The sequence below is a fragment of the Gimesia maris genome, from assembly GCF_008298035.1.
In the GTDB taxonomy this organism is placed as follows: Bacteria; Planctomycetota; Planctomycetia; order Planctomycetales; family Planctomycetaceae; genus Gimesia; species Gimesia maris.
This window is the reverse complement of record NZ_CP042910.1, coordinates 445,851-469,262: the sequence shown is the minus strand read 5'-3', so window position 1 is coordinate 469,262 and position 23,412 is coordinate 445,851. Positions and strand designations below refer to the sequence as shown.

At 53.3% G+C, this 23,412-nt stretch carries 16 protein-coding genes; 7 read left to right on the top strand and 9 right to left on the bottom strand.

The annotated features are described in order from the left end of the window. Nucleotides 1-8: 8 nt before the first annotated feature. The 3 genes from GmarT_RS01740 (at nt 9) to GmarT_RS01730 (ending at nt 3,606) form a co-directional block, all read left to right on the top strand. Nucleotides 9-1,484: a sulfatase family protein gene (locus GmarT_RS01740; RefSeq protein WP_002648948.1), complete on the top strand. Its 1,476-nt coding sequence runs from the start codon at nt 9-11 to the stop codon at nt 1,482-1,484. A 34-nt stretch (nt 1,485-1,518) separates the two neighbouring features. Then, on the top strand, nt 1,519-2,571 hold the full coding sequence (locus tag GmarT_RS01735) for an NHL repeat-containing protein (RefSeq protein ID WP_002648949.1): 1,053 nt from the start codon (nt 1,519-1,521) through the stop codon (nt 2,569-2,571). A 66-nt stretch (nt 2,572-2,637) separates the two neighbouring features. Next, nucleotides 2,638-3,606 (top strand): beta-propeller domain-containing protein, encoded by a 969-nt coding sequence (locus GmarT_RS01730; RefSeq protein ID WP_002648950.1) that lies wholly within the window; start codon nt 2,638-2,640, stop codon nt 3,604-3,606. Nucleotides 3,607-3,658: 52 nt separating this feature from the next. On the opposite strand, the gene GmarT_RS01725 is transcribed toward GmarT_RS01730, so the two are convergent. From GmarT_RS01725 to sbnA, 3 genes are read right to left on the bottom strand one after another with little or no spacing between them, the layout of a single operon-like run. Beyond that, nucleotides 3,659-5,164, bottom strand: coding sequence for a Y4yA family PLP-dependent enzyme (locus GmarT_RS01725; protein ID WP_002648951.1), 1,506 nt, complete (start codon nt 5,162-5,164; stop codon nt 3,659-3,661). Beyond that, entirely contained in the window at nt 5,161-6,888 is a 1,728-nt protein-coding gene (locus GmarT_RS01720) for an FAD/NAD(P)-binding protein (protein WP_002648952.1), read from the bottom strand. Before GmarT_RS01720 ends, GmarT_RS01725 begins: the two co-directional genes overlap by 4 nt. Beyond that, a complete protein-coding gene (sbnA, locus tag GmarT_RS01715) occupies nt 6,885-7,985 on the bottom strand; it encodes a 2,3-diaminopropionate biosynthesis protein SbnA (protein WP_002648953.1) in 1,101 nt (366 codons plus the stop codon). Before sbnA ends, GmarT_RS01720 begins: the two co-directional genes overlap by 4 nt. Nucleotides 7,986-8,448: 463 nt before the next feature. Between sbnA and GmarT_RS01710 the strand changes: the two genes are divergently transcribed. From GmarT_RS01710 to GmarT_RS01695, 4 genes are all read left to right on the top strand, one after another. Further along, the gene (locus GmarT_RS01710) at nt 8,449-9,771 is read left to right on the top strand and encodes a DUF1501 domain-containing protein (RefSeq protein ID WP_002648955.1); all 1,323 of its coding nucleotides are present in this window, start codon (nt 8,449-8,451) and stop codon (nt 9,769-9,771) included. A gap of 197 nt (nt 9,772-9,968) precedes the next feature. Continuing rightward, nucleotides 9,969-10,766 carry a transglutaminase domain-containing protein gene (locus GmarT_RS01705; protein ID WP_002648956.1) on the top strand — a complete coding sequence of 266 codons (798 nt, stop codon included), beginning with the start codon at nt 9,969-9,971 and terminating at the stop codon, nt 10,764-10,766. Nucleotides 10,767-11,136: 370 nt separating this feature from the next. Next, the gene (locus GmarT_RS01700) at nt 11,137-11,820 is read left to right on the top strand and encodes a thioredoxin domain-containing protein (protein ID WP_002648957.1); all 684 of its coding nucleotides are present in this window, start codon (nt 11,137-11,139) and stop codon (nt 11,818-11,820) included. After that, nucleotides 11,820-13,823, top strand: a complete 2,004-nt coding sequence (locus tag GmarT_RS01695; protein ID WP_002648958.1) for a hybrid sensor histidine kinase/response regulator — start codon at nt 11,820-11,822, stop codon at nt 13,821-13,823. Before GmarT_RS01700 ends, GmarT_RS01695 begins: the two co-directional genes overlap by 1 nt. Before the next feature lie 6 nt (nt 13,824-13,829). Here the strand turns inward: GmarT_RS01695 and GmarT_RS01690 are convergent, their stop codons facing one another. From GmarT_RS01690 to accC, 6 genes are all read right to left on the bottom strand, one after another. Beyond that, entirely contained in the window at nt 13,830-14,354 is a 525-nt protein-coding gene (locus GmarT_RS01690) for a tetratricopeptide repeat protein (protein WP_002648959.1), read from the bottom strand. Nucleotides 14,355-14,376: 22 nt separating this feature from the next. Continuing rightward, nucleotides 14,377-15,432, bottom strand: a complete 1,056-nt coding sequence (locus tag GmarT_RS01685) for a C45 family autoproteolytic acyltransferase/hydrolase (RefSeq protein WP_002648960.1) — start codon at nt 15,430-15,432, stop codon at nt 14,377-14,379. Nucleotides 15,433-15,496: 64 nt separating this feature from the next. After that, nucleotides 15,497-18,565, bottom strand: coding sequence for a PVC-type heme-binding CxxCH protein (locus GmarT_RS01680; RefSeq protein ID WP_002648961.1), 3,069 nt, complete (start codon nt 18,563-18,565; stop codon nt 15,497-15,499). A gap of 75 nt (nt 18,566-18,640) precedes the next feature. After that, entirely contained in the window at nt 18,641-20,257 is a 1,617-nt protein-coding gene (locus tag GmarT_RS01675; protein ID WP_002648962.1) for a 3-keto-alpha-glucoside-1,2-lyase-like domain-containing protein, read from the bottom strand. Nucleotides 20,258-20,738: 481 nt separating this feature from the next. After that, nucleotides 20,739-21,773, bottom strand: a complete 1,035-nt coding sequence (locus GmarT_RS01670) for a 6-phosphofructokinase (protein ID WP_002648963.1) — start codon at nt 21,771-21,773, stop codon at nt 20,739-20,741. 220 nt (nt 21,774-21,993) lie between these two features. Then, complete coding sequence (gene accC / locus GmarT_RS01665) at nt 21,994-23,331, bottom strand: acetyl-CoA carboxylase biotin carboxylase subunit (RefSeq protein ID WP_002648964.1); 1,338 nt, start codon at nt 23,329-23,331, stop codon at nt 21,994-21,996. Nucleotides 23,332-23,412: the final 81 nt, after the last annotated feature.

The window sequence follows — 23,412 nt, the reverse complement described above, 5'->3', positions numbered from 1 at the left end:
CGCTCAACATGCCCATCGTTCTCCTGATCCTGATATTGATTATGTCAGCCCGGACCTCCACAGCGGAGACAGCTGCGAACATAAAGCAACGGCCGAACATTGTCTGGATTCTGGTCGACGATATGTCTTGCCACTTCGGTTACCAGGGGGAGCCCCTGGTCGAGACGCCTCACGTCGACCAACTCGCCCGGGAAGGCGCTGTATTTCGCAATGCCTACGCGACGGCGCCGGTCTGCTCCACATTTCGTTCCGCCCTGATTACAGGCATGTATCAGACCACCATCGGGGCGCACCATCATCGCAGTTCCCGCGGCACATTGAAAATCAACTTACCCGCAGACATGCAGACTGTTCCGGAACTGTTTCGCAAAGCCGGTTATTATACGACGAACGCCAATCCCGAAGGCACCCGGCCCGGCAAAGAGGATTACAACTTCGCTTATCAAAGAGCCAGTCTCTATGACGGCGTTGATTGGAAAAAACGTGCCAAAGGCCAGCCCTTCTTCGCGCAATATCAACTGCAGGGGGGAAAACTGCGCAACGTCGGTCGCTGGTACGACGAAGTGAAAACCGGCTTGGACACTCTGATCACAGCAGCAGAAGTCACACTGCCCCCTTATTACCCGGATCACCCCGTGATTCGTGAAGACTGGGCCGCCTACCTGAACTCGGTCTCTTACACCGACAAGCAGGTCGGTCGCATTCTGGCTCAATTAAAATCCGAAAACGTACTCGACAATACAATCATCTTTTTTCTGACTGATCACGGCATCAGTCATGCACGCGGCAAACAGTTTCTCTACGAAGAAGGACTGAAGATACCGTTCGTTGTCTGGGGACCACAATTCGTGGGAACAAAATCGTTACGCGATGAACTGATCGCGCACATTGACCTGGCGGCGACCAGCCTGGCACTCGCGGGCATTGACATTCCCGCAACCATGCAGGGGCGCCCCCTGTTTGGTCCGGATGCCAGGCCGCGTACATACGTGGTATCGGCTCGCGACCGCTGTGACGAAACCGTCGATCACATACGCAGCGTTCGCAAAGGGAATTTCAAGTACATCCGCAATTACCTGCCCGCGCGGCCCTATCTGCAGCCCTGTCGATATAAAGACGGAAAACCATTCATGCCGGTGCTACGCGAACTTTACGCTGCCGGTAAACTCAACGCGGCCCAGTCACTGCATCTCGCCGAAACGCGACCCGAAGAAGAACTCTACGATCTCACCAACGATCCCTGGGAGATCCACAACCTGGCCGATGACGCCGCGTATCAAGAACAACTCACCAAATTCCGCTGCCTGCTCGCAAACTGGGAACTCGACACAGACGACCGCGGTCTCTTCCCCGAATCGGAAGCCATGTACGACAGTGATATGAAACCGTATCTGAACAAGAGCCGCAAGCGGGAACCCGAACAGGCCGCGATCCTGGAAGCGAATATTCAATTGATGAAACGCTGGCGTGCTGAGAGGAAATAAGAAACGATGATTCACTTTCTCACAGGAGTAAACCATGCTTGACCGCCGACTGCATCGACGCGACTTCCTGGCTCAGACCCTGCTGTCGGGAACCCTTGCACTGGGAGCTAATCCGTTAAGCGCCAGCGAAAACAAACTGCCTGTGTTGGGACAGAACCAGTTTCAATATCGTCCCGTCGTCGGCTGGGGTGTCCTCGATGACAAAACGCCAGTCAAGAACTGTAGCGCCATGGTCGTTGATGCACAGGGCAGGATTTATCTACTCACCGATCATTTGGCGAATAATGTCATCGTTTATGACAAGGACGGAAAACTGCTGAAGAAATGGGGCACACAGTTTCCCGGCGCGCATGGCCTGGAGATCGTCAAAGAGAACGATCGGGAAGTGCTGTTCATCACCGACCTCAACCTGCATCGTGTCTTCAAGACCACGCTGGACGGCGAGATTCTGATGGAGGTCACCTATCCCAAATCGACCGGAAAGTATGCCAGCGAAAAAGAGTTTCGCCCCGCCTGGACGCTGCATCTGCCTGACGGCGATTTCTTTGTACTCGACGGGTACGGCAAAGATTACATCATGCGTTACGACCGTGCGGGAAAACTGCTGAATTATTTCGGCGGGCCGGAAGGGGGCATCGCGCACTGGGGACCGCACGGAGGCACTATCGATACTCGCGGTCCCGGCGAACCGGAACTGGTCATCGCGATGAGCGATCAGCAGACGATCAAACGTCTTTCACTGTACGGAAAGCTGATTGAAGAAATCGCCCTGCCCGGTTCAAATCCCCGCATGATCCAGATTGTCGGCGAACACATGTTCGTGCCCCACCTGGCGGACAACTGGCCGAAAGACCGTGACAGTCGCGGTTATATTTCGGTATTGGATCGCGATTACAAAATTATCTCCAACATCGGCGGCACCCCGCCCCGCTATATTGACGGGAAGCTACAGCTCATGCAGCAGCAGGGCAGCTTCTTTCAGCATCCGCACGACCTGGTCGTCGCAGCCGACGGCGCGATTTATGTCCCCCAGTTCGCGTCTGGCAATACCTACCCGGTCAAACTGGTACCCGAGACTTCCACATAATTTTTGTGACACTATGATAAACAGACGCGATGCTTACCCCACAGAAAGCTCAATTGAAAGTAAATCATGAAATACTTCCATGTAATCTGCATCACCTTACTGGCCTGTTTTGTTCTGCAGGGAAGCCCGGCAAACGGAGCAGACAAGAGCCCGGGACACCCACTGCTGATCGGTTACGGGGAAGGTGTGATGCAGTTGGACGAACAGAATCACATCGTCTGGCATTACCAGCAGTCGGACATCGAAACGGTCTATGATGCCTGGAAGCTGCCGAGCGGAAACGTGCTGTTTTGTCATCGCTACGGTGTGCGGGAAGTGAACCCGGACAAAGAGACCGTGTGGGACTACAAAATCCCGCGGGAACCGGGCAAGCAGGAAATCAATTCCTGTCAGCCTCTACCTGACGGCAAGGTGCTGATTCTGGATTGTGGCAATCAGAAATTGCTGGAAGTGGACCGCGATCAGAAAGTGACACACAGCATTGATCTGCCCGATGGCGGCAAGAACGTTCACAACCGCTATATGCAGGCCCGCAAGACGCCGCAGGACACGTATTTGATTTCGTATCGCGACAACAAAGTGATTCTCGAACTCAACGCGGACGGCAAAGAGGTCTGGCGGTTTAAGCTGAACGACAACGATCGCGCCTTCACCGCGATTCGCCTGGCGAACGGTCGCACGCTGATCCCCTGTATTACCTCGTACCGCATCATCGAAGTCGACCCGGCAGGCAAAATCACCTGGGAGCTGGACAAGCAGGACGACCTGTGTTTCGAGCTGTTGTATCCCGTCGGCGTGCAGGTCCGCAAAAACGGGAACCTGGTGGTGATCAACTCCGACTATCATCATCGCAAAGGGATGAACAACGACGTGCAGGCGTATGAAATCACCCGCGACAAACGTGTGCTCTGGACACTGAAGAAATCTGATCTGGAAGAAGACGGCAAAGTCCCCGTCGTCGAACGCGGCACTAAAATGCCCTCGCATCATCTGCTCAGCATTCAGGTGCCAGGTGAACCGGCGGGGCTGAAGTAGATGTTAAAAACAGGGACAACGAACGAATTGGTCAAGTCCCTTTGCTCTTCTGTCATAAATATGTTTCTACCGAGTCAAGTTCAGCCTGGTTCGTATCATTATCATAAACGACATTCTGAGCCAGCGGGAACTGATGCGAACGGCTTTCCAGAAAATGCATGAAGTAACCAGCGGTATTCGGGAAGACGATCAGGTCACCGATGCCCACGCCATGCGGAAACTGTAACTTGCGCAGGCACAACAACTCCGACTCGGTACAGTAAGCGCCGACGAGATAACCAGAAATACCTGCCGGCGTACGCGGGAGCAGGGATTCTTCTGTGGCCGGGATCAATAAGGGGTCGACGAGAAAATCATCGCTGCTCGTGCGACACTGCGTGCGATTCATCGACAGTCCGATCAGCCAGTCGCCGGTCGGCTGCTGTTTCCGAAACTCGACGCGCGCCGCCGTGAAGCCACAGCCATCTAAGAGACTGCGGCCCGGTTCACATCGCAGTTGAATCTGCCGCTTTCGCAGCGAATCCGCAATCGTGCCTGCTTCGCATTCTGATGTGAGTATACCTTCCAACCAGTTCGCTTGAACCGGACTTTGATAATAGGGATAACAGTTCGGCTTACCGATCAGCGTGCCTTCCACGAGTGTCAGTCCCAGGCCGTGATTTCGATACGTAAGCGGACGGTGTTCTCCCAGTAGCGCCCGCCGATGCGTCTGCCAGAAGGTATCCCATTCTGTTTCCGATTCCAGATAACTCATTGGAAATCCGCCGCCGATATCCAGGAACCGGACAGGGAAATCCCGGGACCGTAACTCATCGATCAGTGGCAGCAGCTGTTGAATGGCTGACACACGCTGAGCCTGGCAGTAACCATCCAGATGAAAATGCACACCGATCAGATTCAGATACTGTAAACAATGCGGGGAAGCATTCTGCAGATCCTCAATGAGTGGTCGTATTTCATCCAGATCAAACCCGAAACGGGACAGCAGCCTGGCTCCCTGATGTTGAAATCCACTGAGACGTACCGCGATATCCGCCCGTTGTTTGAGTTGCTCTGCCAGAATGACGATCTGCATCAGTTCATCGAGATGATCGACGGCAATCGTGACGCCGGATTTGATACACAACCGCAACAGCGCCTCCGATTTCACAGCAGCAGTGCAGATGATTTTTTCAGGCGGGACCTGATTATCGAGTACCTGCTGCAACTCCTGGATGCTGGCTGTATCAACGCCATATCCCTGGTTTTTTGCCGTCTCGACAAACGCCAGACACTTGTTTGCCTTGCGGGCGAAATAGACATCAAATTCAAGGCCCTGGGCTTCCGCTACGTCGTACAGAGCTTTCGCATTTCGCTCAAACGGTTGCGTATTGAGCACATTGAGAGGAGATCCCTGTTTCTGCGCCAGCTCAGGTAGAATAGTACTCTGGCAGAGCTCCGCGATCCAGGGCTCCAGTTTCGCCGTCAACGGCAGCATCCCCTGGCAGTAACTGCGCACACTCCTGCCAGTCTGCGCTGTTGAAAAAGATGCTGAAGTAGCTGGTTCTACCGTTTTCATCTCGCCTCCCTTTTCGCGATCTGCTCACAGACGCTGCGCGCCCATTGGTCCGGGCAGGAATGAAGTTCACGGCTGAGAGTGTCATTGCCCAGAACACAGCCTTCTGTGGAACGTCCGATGATGGCGAGTCCCTCTGTTGTCTGTTCCTCCAGCTGGATCGGACGGGCTGCGCCATCAACGGCGATTCCCCCCGCGCCCAGCATCCGCCTGATCCAGCCTGAAGAAAGCAGTTGTTCCAATAGTGAATTTTCCGCAAACTGATCACAGGCAGGTATGACTGCGTTAATCAGCCGATCCACTGTGATCTGTTTTGCTCTGGATTGCAGCAGCAGTCTATTCCGATCTGTAACGAGATCAGCGTGCAGATAATTGAAATTGACAATTCCCGCTTCGATCAGAGCGATCAGTCGTCCTGTATTTTCAGCGGGAGGACCAAAGGCCAGTCGCTCCATCTCCTGTGCATGTCTCTGAAAGTCGATCCAACTGGTCAAAGCCAGCCCGCCATAGCTGATTCTGCGCACCAGCGCCGAGTACAGCTGCCGAAATGTTTCCCCCAGTGCCCAGGCTTCGTCCGGCGTCTGCTGGCCAGTTGCAATTCGGTAAGACTGCTGCAGGCATTGAAATGTTTCAGCAGGAGAAAAAGTTCTGTTGCTCCAGTCCTGAAACCAGTGATTCAGTCCGACCATCGGCGTCTGAGTTCCAATCTGATGGCCGGGTACCAGCGTGAGCAGCGCTTCTTCTGCTGTTTTCAAAATGACAGGCCAGATTGAAGTCAGAAAGTCGAGTCCTGCTGCGGGCTGTTTGAGTTTCAACATACGGAGACGCCCCTGTTCCCAGATCTGCTCCAGTTTCGGGTTGCTTTGGAAATAGCGGTGATCCGGCTTGGCCAGCATCGGGTGTCCCGTCCGGGAAAAAGGTACGATGGACTGCACCTCATCCCCGGACGGCAGGTAGCTCCACTGCCGGTCTTCACAACGAAATTCTCCGCCGCGTCCTTCTGTTAATGTGAAGCAGGCGTCAAGAAATGTTAATGCGAAACCGCGTATTCCAACCGTTGATTGCGGGTGAATGCGCTCCGGTGACAGCATCTGCTCCACGGGGAACACCTTTTCAATCAACTGTTCCGAGGGTAAACATGAGGTCGATGCTGCCCGCCAGCCTTCATGCCCGGTCGTCAGCAGAACTTCGTCAAATACAGATTCGCGGTCTGATGCTGCGAGTAACCAGCGTCCCCCTGTTTCCTGAATGCCAGTCACTTTCTCCGAAACCAGGGTGACGGACACAAAGTCAGGGAACAGCTGCAGCGTTTTCTGAAATGCAGCCGAGAGATATTCGCCCACGATCGCCCGGGGTGCAAAGCCTCGTGGATCAGCATGTTGGGGATATTTATCTCCCAGCCATTCCACGAGTGTGGGAAATGACTGCGGATCACGTCTGCGTACGGTTTCCGGCCAGACATTGATGAACTCGGAAGCAAAATTCATGCGTAAATTGTGCGGCTGTCGCGGATGATAAACGAACCCTGCACCGGGAAAAGGAGCCGGCTCATAAATCGTGATGTGTACTTCAGACTGCTGACGGGATCGGGCTAGTTCGTAAGCCAGCCGTTCCAGACAGTACATCCCTTTCGGTCCACAGCCCACCACAGCGATCTTGAAGGGAGCGAATGCAGCAGGTCGGTTTTTTTTAAGTGAACGTTGACCCGTTTGTAGTGCCGTCATCATATCGTTGCATGTTCCTTCACATATTCACGCAAATGAGGAGTAAAACGAGAACCCCGCTGGCCAGCAACCCTGCCCGCCTGGCCGGGTTGCTCAATTCGTGCCTGGAGTTTTTCTATGGAACAGCCCAGTTCGCTCTCGACCCATTGATCCGAATAAATGGTATCGAGATAACGGGTGCCGGAATCGTGCAGAATGGCGGCACACACTTTGGTTCTCAATTCGGGAATCATCGCGCGAATCGCCTCCAGCACACCACCCGCCGATCCCCCTGTAAGAATCGCCTCATATTTGACCATGCGTCGGCAACCCACCACACAGTCCAGATCGTTGACACGTTTCACATCATCAAATTTCTGCCCTGCTGCTAAAACGGAAACGTGACCTGCTCCCAGGCCGGGGATCCGCCTGCGACCTGCCAGACCACCAAACAGCACACTCCCTTCCGCGTCAACGGCAATTACCTTTGTACGGCGCCCCCGTTTTTGCAGATAGTCCCGGCAGCCTCGCGCCGTACCCGTGCTGCTGGTCGCCACAAACAGGTAATCGATTTCACCATTCAGTGCTTCATCAATTTCCTGCACCGTTCCCTGCTCGTGAGAGAGCGGGTTTTTGATATTCGCATACTGGTTAGGCCAGAATGAATGAGGGATCTCGTTCAATAATTCCATCACCCTTGCCAGACGAGCTTTGAGGAAGGCACCTTGCAGAGGGCGCGTGACCCGTTCGATTCTCGCACCATATGCCTGCATGATGGCAACGTTCTGCTCCTGGGCAAACGGGTCCACGACACAGATCAGAGGCAGACCATAGTAGCAGCAGGCCTGTGCCAGTCCGATACCCATGTTACCGGAGGTCGATTCTATGATCGTGGTATTTCTGTCAATCGTTCCGGCGCGGAGCGCCTCTTCAATCATGGCGCGGGCGGGACGGTCTTTGGCACTCCCCCCCGGATTGAAAGCTTCCATTTTGGCGTAAAGCTGAATGTCGGCTGTTCCCAGATAGCGGCAGAGATGTATCAAAGGCGTGGAACCGATCGTATCCAGAACCCCCTCTCGTGGAACTTCGCCGTTGCTGGCTTTTTTATTTATATCAATCATCGTTTTCTCCGATATGACTGTTCATGAATACCCTTTAAGCAAGGGCACCCTGCACAAAAGCGAATTGCGTGCCAACCGGGGGTAAGGAGCATTTTCGCCGGATTCTGCGAAATAGAATCGGGAAACCATGAAAGAGGCTGAATGCTGAACAACCAGCCTGGTCGCCTGACTTTCAGCTTTTACCTGGAAGACATCTATGGTGTGCACGTATTGCCGACTGCCCTCTTTCGATCCTGAAATGCCTTGGGAAACATTTTATCTCACGACATACTTTCCTCGTGCCTCGGTCTCCACCGCTCATTCTGCTCCTCTCTAAATGGATACCTGTGGAAAACACCCCGAACACATTAACAAGCATTGATGTGTGGTTCTTTTTCGATATAATGAAGCTTTCCCACCCAGAGGCAATGATTGCCATAACCTCGCAACAATCCCACCACACTCACCGGGGAAAGGAGCAGGAATGTCTCAGCGAACGGCAGAATTTTGTGATGGCGTTTCACGTCGGTCCGTAATCAAAGCAGGCCTGACCGGTTTAATGGGCGTCTCCCTCCCCGATATTCTGCGTCTGCAGGCACAGGCCGCGGAAGCAGGACATGCAAAGCAGGATACGGCGATTATCTTTCTGGAACTGGCGGGGGGACCGGCGCAGCATGAAACCTACGACCCCAAACCCAATGCGCCCTCTGAATACCGCGGTCCGCTCAATCCAATCAAAACCGCTGTCCCGGGCGTGCAGTTCAGCGAGTTCATGAAAGAGCAGGCGCGGGTCTTTGATAAACTGGCGGTCATCCGTTCGATTCATCACGATTCCGGCAGTCATGGCACGAGCAGTCATCTGACACAAACCGGTTATTACCTGCGCGATCGTCAGAACAGAGAAAACGAAATGCCGAGCATCGGCTGTATTGCCTCCAAAGTGCGCGGCAGCAATGTTGAAGGGATTCCCGCGTTTGTCTCTTTGCCACGCGATATGCGTTACGGTCGTGCCGCCTGGCTGGGCAAGGGGTATAACCCGTTCATCACCACACGCGATGCCGATGCCAAAAACTTCGAGGTTCCCAACCTGACGTTGTTAAGCGGTCTGACTTCCAGACGTCTGCAGAACCGCAAATCGCTTTTGAAAAGCTTCGATGCCACTTGTGAAATCATCGACAGTAACGGCGTCGGCGATGCGATGGATCAGTTCACACGCGAAGCCTTTGAGATGGTCGCCGGCGATGCCGCTCGCAATGCCTTCGATATTTCACAGGAAGATGCTGCCACCCGCGACCGCTACGGCAGAAATCCATTCGGCCAGAACATCCTGCTGGCCCGCCGACTGGTGGAACACGGCGTGACCGTCGCATCGGTGCGGGTGACCGGCCCCAGTTGGGACGATCATCGTGACCTGGTCAAACGGATGCGGGAAAAAGGGGTGCCCTATGATCGTGCGTTTGCGGCCCTCGTGGAAGATCTGCACGCGCGCGGTCTCGATAAAAAAGTCATGGTGGTCGCAATGGGCGAATTCGGACGGACACCAAAATTCAACAAGACTGCCGGCCGCGATCACTGGGGACGCGTGATGAGCGTCGCTCTGGCGGGGGGCGGCATCAAAACCGGCCAGGTGATCGGTTCATCCGACGACCAGGGAGGCGCACCCGTCGATGCGCCTTACCGTCCTGAAAATGTGCTGGCGATGCTTTACCGCCACCTGGGCATTGATCCGTCTACCACATTTCTGGATCACAGCGGCCGCCCCCGGTATATCCTGGAACGCCGGGAACTGATCAGCGAGCTGATCTGAATTGGTGTGTCCGACATTTTGTCTGTAATCGCATGACAGAGAAAATTGGGACTATCTTTTACCCCACGCCGGGGGATAATGCCTTCTACACTCTCTGGGTCTTCATCTACGATCCCTGATTGAGTCGTCAACTGTCTGTTTCTGAATCCTGCCCGCGGAATCAGAAACGTGGGAATCCCTGATTGAAAATGTGCTTTATGTGGCTACATGCTTCCTGCTTACTTGACTTCAATATTCCCGTGGACACTCCCTTTCTGCTCATGCTGCGGCCCCGCAGTGGAGATCAGCAGTGGGTGGCTCGTGAACAGTATGTGCTGAACCCCAGTGTCTCTGCCATCGAATTCACCGATCCGTTCGGGAACCTCTGTCAGCGACTGGTGGCACCTGCCGGCTCTTTTCTGGTTCAGACATCGTTTGATATTCAAGTCGCCGACTCTTCTGATGCGGCTCCCGGCGCCTTCTTTGTTCCCGTCGAACAGTTGCCTGAAGAGACTCTCCCCTTCCTGCTGCCCAGTCGCTACTGCGAATCGGACCGCTTTACACAAATGGCTTCTTCGCTTGTGGAAGGTATCTCTCCCGGCTACGACCAGTGCAACAAAATTGTCGAATACATTCGCACGAATATCAAATACGCGCCCGGTGAAGGACAGGAAATCATCAGCGCCTGCGAAGTTAATGAACGATCACAGGCGGTCTGCCGCGATATGGCACACCTGGGAATTGCCTGCTGTCGTGCGTTGTCAATACCCGCCCGACTGGTAGTAGGATATCTGGAAACACTGCAGCCCATGGACCTGCATGCCTGGTTTGAAGCCTATGTAGGCGGACGCTGGTATACTTTCGATCCGACCCAGAACAATCTGAACGGGGGACGGGTGGCGATTGCCTACGGTCGCGATGCCGCAGACGTCGCGGTCTACACCCAGTTTGGAGATCCGGTTGACCTGCTTCGAATGGAAGTCAGTGTCGAACAGGTCTCCCCACCTCAGTATTGAAAATCATTTGACTCGACTACGCTCCCTATCACGATTCTCTTTCTTTCCCGCACCTCAGAAAAACATCCGGTAAGTCCCTCCTGTCGGGTGACATACTGAGTTTTTTCCCTTCACACAACATTTCCACACCTGATCCATCTGACCAGTAATCCTGCCGAAAATTGAACGGTAATCCCTCCTGATTTTTATCGTTCTTTGCGGATTATGAAGGCTTGGTATCCGATGCAACCTGATTCAGATAACCAGCTCATAGATTCGATTGAAATTTCCGTCATTCAGAATAATGCAAAATATGATTGGGTATCAGTTACATTATTTTCACTCTCGCAGATATCGGACTGAATTCTGCATTCCTGTTTAAGAAGCGACTATGAATTTCAGCAGCAACCTGGCGCCCCCTCGACAACATGCGGGGAGTCCGTTTTCAATTTCAGAAAAAAAGAAGCCCTGGTCTCTGTGGTTTTCTGCGTTGACACTGCTCTGGTTAGTCGCTGTGGTGTATGGGATGTCTACGCTCTGGCAGTACCAGTCAACCCCTGGTCAAACTGCGTTGACCGCCTCCGACTGGCCCTCTGAGAGCGAGAGAACCTTTAATTCCATGCGGCCAACGCTGGTGATGTTTGCCCATCCCCGCTGTCCGTGTACCGCTGCCAGCCTGAGTGAACTGGCGAAGATCATGTCACTCGGCCCGGAACGGGTTGATGCCCGGATCCTGTTTTTCAAATCTTCCGCATTTCCCGAAGGTTGGGAAAAAACGAACCTCTGGAAAACTGCCTCCGCGATTCCCGGTGTCACGCTGATCAGCGACCTTGATGGTACGACTGCAAGTTTATTCCACGCGACGACCTCCGGTTACACACTGCTGTATGATACACAAGGCAAACTGTTATTTCATGGCGGCATCACCGGCTCCCGGGGACATGCCGGTGATAACGTCGGCAGATCTGCCATTGAATCAATTCTGCTGCAGGGATCAACAGGGCAAGACGAGACGTTCACATTTGGATGTCCATTGCTCGGAGAGCGAAACGATGATCGTCAGGGGGGACTGTAATGTCATTATCCATTCTGACAAAGCCCTGTCTTCCCGCTGTCGCGAGGAGAGCAGAAGAACTGCTTCAGAAAAATCAGCACGAGCTCTACCAGAGAACGGATCGTCTGTTTGCCTGTCTGATGGTCGTGCAGTGGCTGGCAATGATGGCCGCTGCTTTCTGGATTACACCGCAAACATGGATCGGGATTCACAGTCAGACCCACCTGCATGTCTGGGCGGCCTGCCTGCTGGGCGGACTGATCACCGCGTTTCCCGTCATGTTGACTCTGCTCCGCCCCGGAACCACATTAACCCGACACGTTATCGCAATCAGTCAGATGCTGACCTCTTCCCTGCTCATTCACCTCAGCGGGGGCCGGATTGAAACTCATTTTCATATTTTCGGATCGCTGGCATTTCTGGCATTCTATCGAGACTGGCGCGTATTGATCTCTGCCACTACGGTAGTTGTCATTGATCATTCAGTTCTGGGTCTGTTTTATCCACAGGCCATTTTTGGCGTACTGACTGCTAATCCCTGGCAGATTATAGAACACGGTGCCTGGATCATTTTCGAGGACCTGTTCCTGTTCATCGCAATTCAACAGAATGTACAGGAAATGAAAGCCATGGCACGACAGCGTGCCGAACTGGAAGAGACAAAAGCCTTCGTGGAAACGGAAGTTAAAAACCGGACCCACGAGCTACATACCGCGAACCGGATAATCTCCGAGAAAAATATGGTTCTCGAACAGAAGACAGCGGAACTGAAGCATCAGACACAGGCACTGCAGGCGGCAGCTGAAGCAGCCGAAGCAGCGAACCTGGCCAAAAGTGCCTTCCTCGCAAATATGAGCCATGAAATCCGCACACCCATGAATGCCATTCTGGGTTTCAATGACATCCTGCTGGATGGTGTCAGTCAACCGGAAAATATTGAAGCTGCACGCACCATTAAAGAAAATGGTCAGTTTCTGATCAAGCTCATCAATGATATTCTCGACCTCTCTAAAATCGAAGCCGAGAAAATGGAAGTCGAACACGTCCCCTGCTCTCCCCATACCCTGCTCAATAATATTTATTCCCTGATGAATGTTCGCGCGATCTCCAAGGGACTGCCTCTCGATTTCCAGATCGAAGGACCTCTCCCCGAAACGATAAGTACAGACCCCACGCGCATACGACAGATCCTGATCAATACCATCGGTAACGCGATTAAATTTACCGAAACCGGAGCAGTCAAAGTCGTCACCCGCCTCATCAATGAGCCGGACCGACCTGCTCGACTGCAATTTGATGTCATTGATTCAGGCATAGGAATCGATGCAGCAAATATTGACTCCCTGTTTTTACCCTTTACCCAGGCCGATGATTCGATGACCCGTAAATTTGGTGGCACCGGTCTGGGCCTGACGATCAGTAAACGACTGACCGAACTGCTCGGTGGTGAAATCACGATTGCCAGCGAGCCTGGAAAGGGAACAACTTTCTCCATCACCATCGCGACCGGTTCACTGGAAAATGTGCCTCTGATTGAATCCTGTCGCATAGTAAGTGCGCCACAAACAGGCATTCAGCAACCCGATGTTTTCGAAAATCTGCCCCTGAAAAACTGCCGCATCCTGTTGACCGAAGATGGCCCTGATAATCAGAAGCTGATCAGGTTTATCCTGTGTAAGGCGGGCGCTGAAACGGTAATTGCCGAAAATGGAAAGATTTCATACGAGCTGGCAATGTCTGCAAAAGAAGCCGGACAGTCTTTCGACGCCATTCTCATGGATATGCAAATGCCCGTTATGGACGGCTACCAGGCCACGCAAAAATTACGGGCAGCCGGCTATCAAGGCCCCATCATCGCACTAACCGCCCATGCCATGAGCGGCGACCGCCAGAAATGTCTGGAAGCCGGATGTGATGACTATCTTACCAAGCCCATTGACCGCAGAAAGCTCGTCGAAGTGCTCTCCAGTTATATTCGGCAGACAGAGCAAAACCTGATGGTAACCCGCACGGACCGATCCTGAGAGAGATCACCTTTTTCTTAAGCGCCTTTCACACTCTGCCAGTAATTCCTGTGCGCTCTGTTGGCTTGTCGATTCCAGCCATTGACTGGAAAGAACCCGTTTGATGTCCTCCGCTGCCCGGGCATAGTCTGCCTGTGCAAAACAGGACTCCCCACGACACAGTATCGCACTGAGCACCATACCCGTTGGCAGTCCCTCCAGTGATTCGATGATCACAGTATAATCCGAGACCGCTGCTTCCAGCTGTCCTTGAGCCACATAACTTTCCCCCCGCATCGAATACGCGTGGGCCACGAGTTCAATGTGAACTTCAGCGCGGCACTTAATGATCCGGTTCATATCGTCAGTCAACCGCTGATGCTCACCGAGTCGCTGATAGACAGATCCCCGGTAATACAAAGCCTGGCACATCAGTTCGGCATCTTCAGCCGCAGCGCTGTCGATCACTTGACTATAGTCGGCGAGCGCCTGGTCCAGCTGGCCCTGGGTATGATATTCGATGCCACGCTTGAGGACAGCGTTTTGATTCATATTGGATAAGAACTCTCAAATATCAAAGCTGGTACAACTCATAACCGGCACTGCAGGGAGTGCCCCGCGAAACCTGCATCCGCATCTGTTCCGGTTCGATGATCACAGAGAAGACGGTTTGCCAGTAACCGGTGTCCACGTCAGCATTCACATGCCGACATAACGACCGCGGATATCCTTCGTGATCGGTGAGCGCCGCTTTAATGTCGTCGACGCTGATCTCATCACCATACGCCTGCAACAGTGAATCGACGCGTGCCTTGCGCGGATGCGAGCCGATCAGCTCGGGGAACTGTTCGTTATATGCACACAGTTCTGGATGCAGACAATGATTGGTATGCGTGATCCAGCCCGTTTCTACTGGTCTCAAAACCTGCACGGTTTCCAGGGTCACTTCCAGGTCCGCGGGACCTTCCGGGGTCATCAGCATGATATTCGCCGGGATCGCCCGCTCAGCTCGACGAATTGCCTGGACAGCCGCTTCAAGACTGGTTGTCTCATACAGTTCGCGCAATGTGAAATAGTGGGGCACTCCAGTGGTACGGCTGGGAGCCGGCAGACTGTTCAGACAGGCCCCGATGCCTGCATCATTGAAACCGACGTATGAAATCAACCCCGCCTGCGTCACCGTCATCAGCGCAGGCTTTCCCACGGGTCGGCGTGTGAGCACGATTGTAAACGGATCAAGAGCCGAATCATTGTCCCAGTTCTGAGCGACAATCGGTCCCCGCGTGGAAGTCGCCGGCAGACTGAGCGACGTGCAGCCGGCATCCGCATCGGGAGTAAACTGATTGCGAATCTGCAGCAGCATGATTTTCCAGAAAGGGATGTCTGCCGCTTCTGCGATGCCATGCAGCTCTGCAACCGAATCGGAACTATATTGCTCGGCATAAGGCAGGCAGTGCTCCGCATGAGCGCGTGCCTGCTCGCTACTGACATCCAGCATCTCGCGCAACCGATCCAAAGCCAGCTCACAGAACCCCACAATCTCCTCCCGCGCCGCCTCTCCGGTCTGCCGCCCCATTTCCAGCGGCGAACCAGCGACATCAATTTCACGATAACGGCTTGAGTCAGACATTGTCACCCTGCATGTTTCGATACCACATAGAGACGAAAGAAGAGCGCCTTCTTATGACTCATACTTACCGGCTGGCTTTTTTGATGGGCTCGGCCTGCTTGAGTGTGGTCAGGTACTCGACGATATTGACGAGTTCTTCCTGGGTGAGCACTTTCTGCAGGTCAGCGGGCATCAATGAAATCTTCTGCTGAATGATTTCATCGACGTCTTCCATTTTGAAAGTCCGGGAAATTGCTTCGGCATCTCTGATTGTGATCGCGTCGTCGGTTTTATTGACCAGCAGACCATTGACCACGTTCCCCGATGCCAGGATCACGGTATACGATTCGAAGTTGTGGCTGATGCCCGCGCTGGGAAACAGGATTGATTCGAACAGCGCTTCGCGGCTCAGTTTCTTGCCAATCTCAGACAGGTTCGGACCCACTTCTTTTCCCATGCCATTCACCACATGGCACTTGGCGCAGGTTCCCTTGGTATTGAACATCACGCGACCGTCCAGTTTATCCCCCTTGATACTCGCCAGCACATTGATGGGCGGCAGAGGCTTGTTGTCTTTCGTGGGAGGAGCCGGGTACAGCCTGGCGGCCCGCTCTTTGACATCTTTCATAATTGTGGACGACATCGCTGCAGCCACCGTCTGTTTCAGCTGGGGATCAAAGTCTTTTTTCTCAGCCAGATCCAGCAGCGCATGGGCGCCTGAACGTGATTTCGCAATAGCGCGGACCGCTTCGCGTCGATCTACCAGCGGTTCATCCTGATCTGTGAGGAGTTTCAGCAGGATCCCGTTCGCAGCGTTGTGCCCCGCACTTCCCAGCGCCCAGATCAGATCCAGTTTCTGATTCTGTTCTTTTTCCGTATCGGCTTTATTCTCCAGCGACTTGCGGATCAATGCATTCTGTTTCAGACTGAGAGCCGCACGAATCGCGTCCACTGATGTTTGAGACTTCCCTGCACGAGAGGCGATTTCCACCAGCTCGGGGTAATAATCCGAAGCTTTAAATTTCTGAACCAGCTTGATGAACTCGGATGTCCCCCGGCTGCTGTCGATGACCTGGGTGAGCGCCTGTTTGTATTTCGCATCCTGCATAACCGTGTTGGCAGGCATGCGGGAAATTGCTTCCGCGATGATATAGGTCTCGCGTTTTTTGTTCTGTGGTTCCTTCATCAATGCCAGCTCGGCAACGGCTCTGTTTTTTTCTGTCCCCGGAATAAAGTCCAGGGCACGGAAATAGCGAGGCAGAGTATCCAGGTCTGTTTTGGGGTCTTCAATGATCTTGACCAGGTAAGGCACTGCCAGCGGAATCTTTGAACGCCAGATCAGGTCACGGCCGGCAGGCGTATTCCAGTGGTCGCCAGCCTGTTTGAGCCACGCTGTCAGGAATTTCTGCTCCTGCTCATCCATGCCGATGCCCAGTGCTTCCAGATACCAGCGATCTTTGCCGTCATACTGATCTGCCAGCGTGACCCACAGTGCGGAAGCTTCAGGTGACTTGTTGTGATGCAAGGCAATCGCACATTCACGGCGTACCTGAGGCGAAGGATCCTTCACCAGTTGGCTGACATAGGGAATCACATCCTGTTTGTAGCGGCGGGCGGCACGCAGGCCGGTAATGCGAATATCGGAATTCTTGTCCTGAATCGCACGGGAAACATACTCGCCGGTTTTGCCTTTGATGCCAGCCAACAGCCAGAGGGCGCGAGCGCGGTTCCTCTGGTTGTCAGACTGATAGAGTTCTTCCAGCTGTGGCAATGCCTGTTCCTGCAAGGCATGAAGTTTGTTCCAGGCCAGGTAACGTCGCGCCAGGTTCGGATTTTTGATCCCTGCAATCGCACCTTCAGTCGTACTGAGATCCAGTTTGTCAAATACATATTTTGCATCTGCGGGCGCAATCCGGAAAATGCGGCCCCGCTCCTGATCACCAATCCGGTGACCGCCGACGCCCGGATCATACCAGTCGGCGACGAACAGCGAGCCATCAGGGGCAATACAGACGTCGGAGGGACGGAACCACTTGTCCTGTTCGCTGGTAATGATATTCGCGATTTCAGCTTCATAGCCGGCACCATCTTTTTTCACAGGGTACGCACGAACCACATTCGGGCCAGCGTCGGAGTGAATGACTTCACCCTGGTATTTTTTGGGTAGCAGAGAACCTTCATAAACACAGATACCCGTCGGTGATCCGGCACCGGTCTGCAGCAGGTTGGGAATCACTCCCGGATCGCGCAAATGCCAGTGACGCAGCGGAATTTCTTCATGCATGCCAGTCCGCGGCGTTTTCCAGCGGGCCCCCGTCAGTTGATCCAGGTAACCATAGTTCCCGAATTCCATCACATAATTAATGCGGACGCCGCGGTTGCCGTCATCATCGTTATCCGACTGCCACAGGGTACCGAACGAGTCGACGGTGATTTCATAATTGTTACGGAAGTTGTGTCCCAGCACTTCAAAATCGCTGCCATCCAGGTTACAGCGAAATACCATCCCGCCCCAGTAAGGCTTGCCGTTATCCAGTACAGGTTTCCCGTTGCTTTCGAGAATCGGTTTTCCGGCAGCGTCGAAGACCTGCTTTCCACTGTTACCAAAGTTCCAGTAAAGTTTGCCGTCCGGACCGAAAATGGAAGTGTGGGCCGAGTGATCGTGTTCTCCACCAGCGATTTTGAACAGCAGTTCTTTCTTGTCAGCTTTACCGTCGTTGTTCTCATCGGTAAACAGAAACACGTTGGGGGAAGCAGCGACAATGACTTTGTTGCCCAGCACACAGATCCCCTGCGATCCGTTCACATCATTGCCCTGGTAAAATACGGTTGTCTTGTCGGCTTTTCCGTCACCGTTCGTATCTTCCAGAATCAGAATCCGGTCTCCCTCTTTGCGCGTGGGAATATCACGCAGGTTGGCGCGATAGTTGACGACTTCACAGATCCAGACACGCCCCTCGGAATCCACATCCATACTGGACGGACTGCTGATTTGCGGCTCGGAGGAAAACAGCGTCGCTTTCAGACCGGGAGCAACCGTCAGGTTGGGTACGGCCTGTTTGGAATCATGTTCGGTCTGAGCAGATACAAAAGATGTTGCAGCACTGGTAGTCAGCAGCAGGGCGGGAATGATGGCAAGCCAACGGTACTTCATGGAGTCAGTTTCCTTTTATTGATTCAAGTTGCTGTCCCGGGTCTGTGTCAATCGGTCAGTTTAAACAATTGATGTCTATTGATTCCACTCTTTCAGTAAGGCATTAATCCGGGCAGGATTATAGTTGTCCGGTTTTTCGTAATCCTGATTGGCTTCCAGCTGCTCGACCGTCACAGATGCAGATTCGACTCCCTGTGAAGGGACTTCCGCATGCGCTGTCCAGGCAATTGCATTCAGCACGAGTTTCCGAAAATCGTTATGTCCCCAGTTCCAGTGATAGTGACCGCCGGTAAAACCAAACCCGCGACCACCGTCCGGGCGTTCGTAGGCCCATGCCATGTGTTGAGGCTGACCAACAGTTTTCCGCACATCCGGATTGCCGCTATGTGCACCATCAGGACGACTTAAAGTTTCTTTGGGAGGAACCGCCGTCAGGATTGGCTGCACGTTTTTCATTTCAGGTTGAAATCGCATATGGTAATACCATTCATCATTGATGCTGAATGGTTTCACGCCCTGCGAGATCGGGTGATCGGGCAGATTTTTATAGTCGGCGGTCCAGTGTGGATTGACCGACCACCATTCTTCAAAGTACCCACCAATCCAGCGCAGAAAGGCATCGCCGGAAGCGCCTTTAGGCACTTCCACACCGTAATGCAGGTTCACCATCCCCACACCTTTTTCTGCCAGCTTGCTGAGTTCATCCAGGTGGTCGTTGTAAGGATGACGTCCGCCACCATCGCAGTAAATTACAATCGAGTCGGCATCATCCAGCACACTGGCATCTTCAGGCCAGCCTTCCGTCACAACAGTGGTCTCAATATCCAGACCGCTGTTGTTCAACGCTTCGGCCAGCAGCAGACAGCCGGCACGATGCTCGTGAGCACCGTAACCGTGACTCTTCTTGCCGGCGATCAGCACTACTTTTTTTTTAGCGCCGTCCCTGGAAGAAGTCTGGTCGCCAGCCGGCAGCTCTTTCAGTTCAATGTCACGAAACTGTACGACCATCGGAGGACCGGCATGCAGTTGCAACGCGATAATGCCGTCAGCACGGCGCTGTTCCGGATCGTTATCCGTCACGTCCGCAGTCACCACGCCATTGATTTTATGAATCAGATGATTCCCGCGGGCGATGATTTCGTAATCGTTCCAGTCTTCTTTTTTGATCTTCTTCTGGATTTCGTTGGTATCGCCAAGGTAGCCGACTACATCAATTTTTTTACCTTCACCGATTTCTGTCTTCTGTCCGCGGAGAGCCAGAATGCCCCGCTTCCGTTCTTCGTACAGAATACCGGAATATTTATCGCCGGCTTCCATATCAGCCTGGTATCCGCCCACGCGCCACTGGTCTGCCGCATTGGGTAACCTGAAGCTGCGGTACTGCACGCCCGAATTGTGACCGATGATTTTGTATTGCAGTTTCAGTACAAAGTCGCCCGGTGTTCCTCCCTGCCAGATGAGGAACGTGTTGCCTTTGGTCGGGTTGTCTTTGGTTGTGCGACCGGTAATGGCGCCATCTTCCACCGACCAGAAACGGGGATCGCCGTCCCAGTTGTCGAGCGTCTTGCCGTCAAAGATCGGCTTGAAACCTTTATCCCCCGCTTCAACGGACTGAGGGCTGAAGAACAAAGTGACACAGAACAGAGTCAGAAACAGTGAGGTGTGAAAGCGAAGCAAGCGCTGTAGTGTCATTAGTCCCTCCGGGAGAATATCAAATCGTTGAGAACCGTTGTGATTCGCTCTGGCAGGCTATAGCGGATTCAAGCGGAATACAGGCTACAGTTAAGAAGAGCTGGTTTGAGTCAGTCTTACTATCTTAAACAGACGCATGCATGATAATCCAGCGAGAAAGCGGAGATTACCAAATAGACAGGATTGTTAAGTAATTAATGCAAAGGGAGTGGGAGTGTTACCCATGTTTCCGAACGTGTATTACCTACATGTCCGGGCAAGACAGTTCACCCGACCGGGAAAAATAGTATCGGAAACCTGATTCTGAATAGAGTGCTTTCACTGACAGTTTCCTGTTGTCTGCGACAACCCCGGATTACATCCGGGGCTACCTGATTTTTTCACCAGGAGAGGGACGTTTTACCAGCACCGTCACTCCGCGCGTAAAAAAAGGCGCTGTTGCCAGCGCCTGGTCTCTTGTGCGTGCCTGAAATATTCCCGCTTATTGCAGGAAGACTTCTGCTTCTTCCAGGAAGTTCTTTTCGAGGGCTCGCATTTCGCCAACCGCATCTGCCAGGGCGACAGGAACAATCTGTGTTCCCCGCAGCGCGACCATGTAACCGAAATGATGCTTCAGAGCGAGCCAGCCGGCGTGTACGCCGCAGCGAGTTCCGAGTACGCGGTCTGCAGCACTGGGTGAACCACCACGCTGCAGGTGACCGAGAGTCACGTGCCGTGTTTCGAAACCGGTGCGTTCTTCAATCATGTGGGCAACGGTTTCACCAATGCCGCCCAGTTTGACGTGACCGAAATCGTCAACTTCGCCGTCCTGGGTGGTCAAGCCGGACTCCTCGCTGAACTGGGCACCTTCGCTGACAATCACAATGCCGTACTTTTTGCCGTTGGCACGACGTCGTTTCAGCACATCAATCATACGGTCCATTTCAATCGGCTGTTCGGGAACCAGCGTGTAATCGGCGGCCGTTGCCAGACCGGAGAACAGTGCGATCCAGCCTGCATGACGTCCCATGGTTTCAACCACCATGATGCGCCGATGTGACTCGGCCGTGGTTCGCAAGCGGTCGACGGCTTCCATCACGATATTAATGGAAGTATCGAAACCGAAGGTTACATCGGTCGAACTCAGGTCGTTATCAATGGTCTTGGGACAGCCGATCACGGGGGCTTTATGATCGCTCCAGAGTTTGCTGGCTACGCCCAGTGTGTCATCACCGCCGATGGCGATCAGACAGTCCAGACCCAGCTTTTCAAGTGTCGCCAGTACTTTGGGTACATCTTCTTCTTCATTCTTATAAGGATTGGTACGGGAAGACCCCAGGATGGTTCCCCCTTTGAAGATGATGTCGTCTGTGTTTTCTGAATTCAGTTCGATGTAGTTACCTTCAATCGCGCCGCGCCAGCCTTCCAGCAGACCATACACTTCGCCGCCCGCATTGCAGATGACGCGTACGGCACCACGAATCACCGGATTCAAACCAGGACAATCTCCACCACCCGTTAAAATACCAACTCTCATTATTCTACCTGTACCTGTTTTCAAAAAAGTAACGTCTCTGACTGTGTTTGAGAGACTCAAAATATGACCAGCTTACAATAGGAAGTGAGCGAAACTTCGCTTCCGAAACCGAGAAGTTTTGCCGACACAGGACCCCTGGCGGATGAGCGAAGTGAATGCCCGCAGGTCTGCTGCAATACAAAACGACCGAATGTTCGTCGTACCAATCTCCGGGAACAATTTACCAGGTTCGTTCGATAAACGTGGTATCGACCTTACCCTCAATGAACGCCGAGTGATTAAAGATCTTCTTCGCCAGGGGAATCGTGGTCTTGATCCCTTCAATCACGAACTCATCCAGGCAACGCCTCATACAAGCCAGCGACTCTTCACGCGTCGGTTTGTGGACAATGAGCTTGCCAATCAGAGAATCGTAATAAGGGCCCACGGTGTACCCCTCGTAAATATGCGAGTCAAAGCGGACACCCGGCCCGCCGGGAACCCGCAACTTTGTGATTTTGCCGGGTGATCCACGAAAATCATTTTCGGGATCTTCCGCATTGATACGGAGTTCGATGGCAGATCCCAGACAGGGAATATTTTTCTGCTTCAGATCCAGTTTCTCACCGGCAGCAATCCGAATCTGCTGTTTGATCAGATCGATGCCTGTCACCAGTTCGCTGACCGGATGTTCGACCTGAATCCGGGCATTGACTTCGATGAAGTAAAACTGGTTGTCGGGTCCGACCAGAAACTCCACCGTACCGGCGTTGGTGTAGCCAGCGGCTTCAATCAATCGACAGGCGGCTTTACAGATGTCTTCACGAACCGAGTGAGGCAGGTTCGGAGCCGGGCTCTCTTCTACCAGTTTCTGGTGTCGTCGTTGCAGACTGCAGTCACGCTCCCAGAGGTGAAGCACGTTGCCGTGATTGTCGGCCATGATCTGCACTTCGACGTGCCTGGGATTTTCGATGTATTTTTCGATATAGACGCCGGAATTTTTGAAGGCGGCTTCAGCTTCCGCGGCAGCCGCTTTGAGTCCGGCTTTCAGTGAGATATCATTGCGGGCCACCCGCATCCCTTTACCGCCACCGCCGGCGGTCGCTTTGATCAGTACGGGGTAACCGATCTCCTGGGCGACCTTGAGTGCTTCTGCTTCATCCGTCACCAGCCCCTCGGTCCCCGGTGACACATGCACGTTGGCAGCCTTGGCGATTTCCCGGGCAGAGACTTTATCGCCGAGTTGAGCCATCGCTTCGTGAGGCGGGCCGATGAATTCGATATTACAGCTGCGGCAGACTTCCGCGAAGTGTGCATTTTCCGCCAGGAACCCGTAACCGGGGTGAATCGCCTGCACATTACCGATTTCAGCAGCACTGATAATCCGATTGATCATCAGGTAGCTGTCGGTCGCTGCCGGCGGTCCAATGCAGATCGCCTCGTCGGCCAGTGAAAGATAATGTGCGTCCCGATCTGCTTCACTGAAAACCGCAACAGTTTCGATTCCCATTTCACGACAGGCACGTATCACCCGCAGTGCGATCTCACCTCGGTTTGCAACCAGTATTCTTTGAAACATGTGTTTTTGACTTGGTAAAAGGACACTACATCTGAGTTTCTGAACGCAACAGCATGACCTGCTTCATCGCGAACTTTCTAC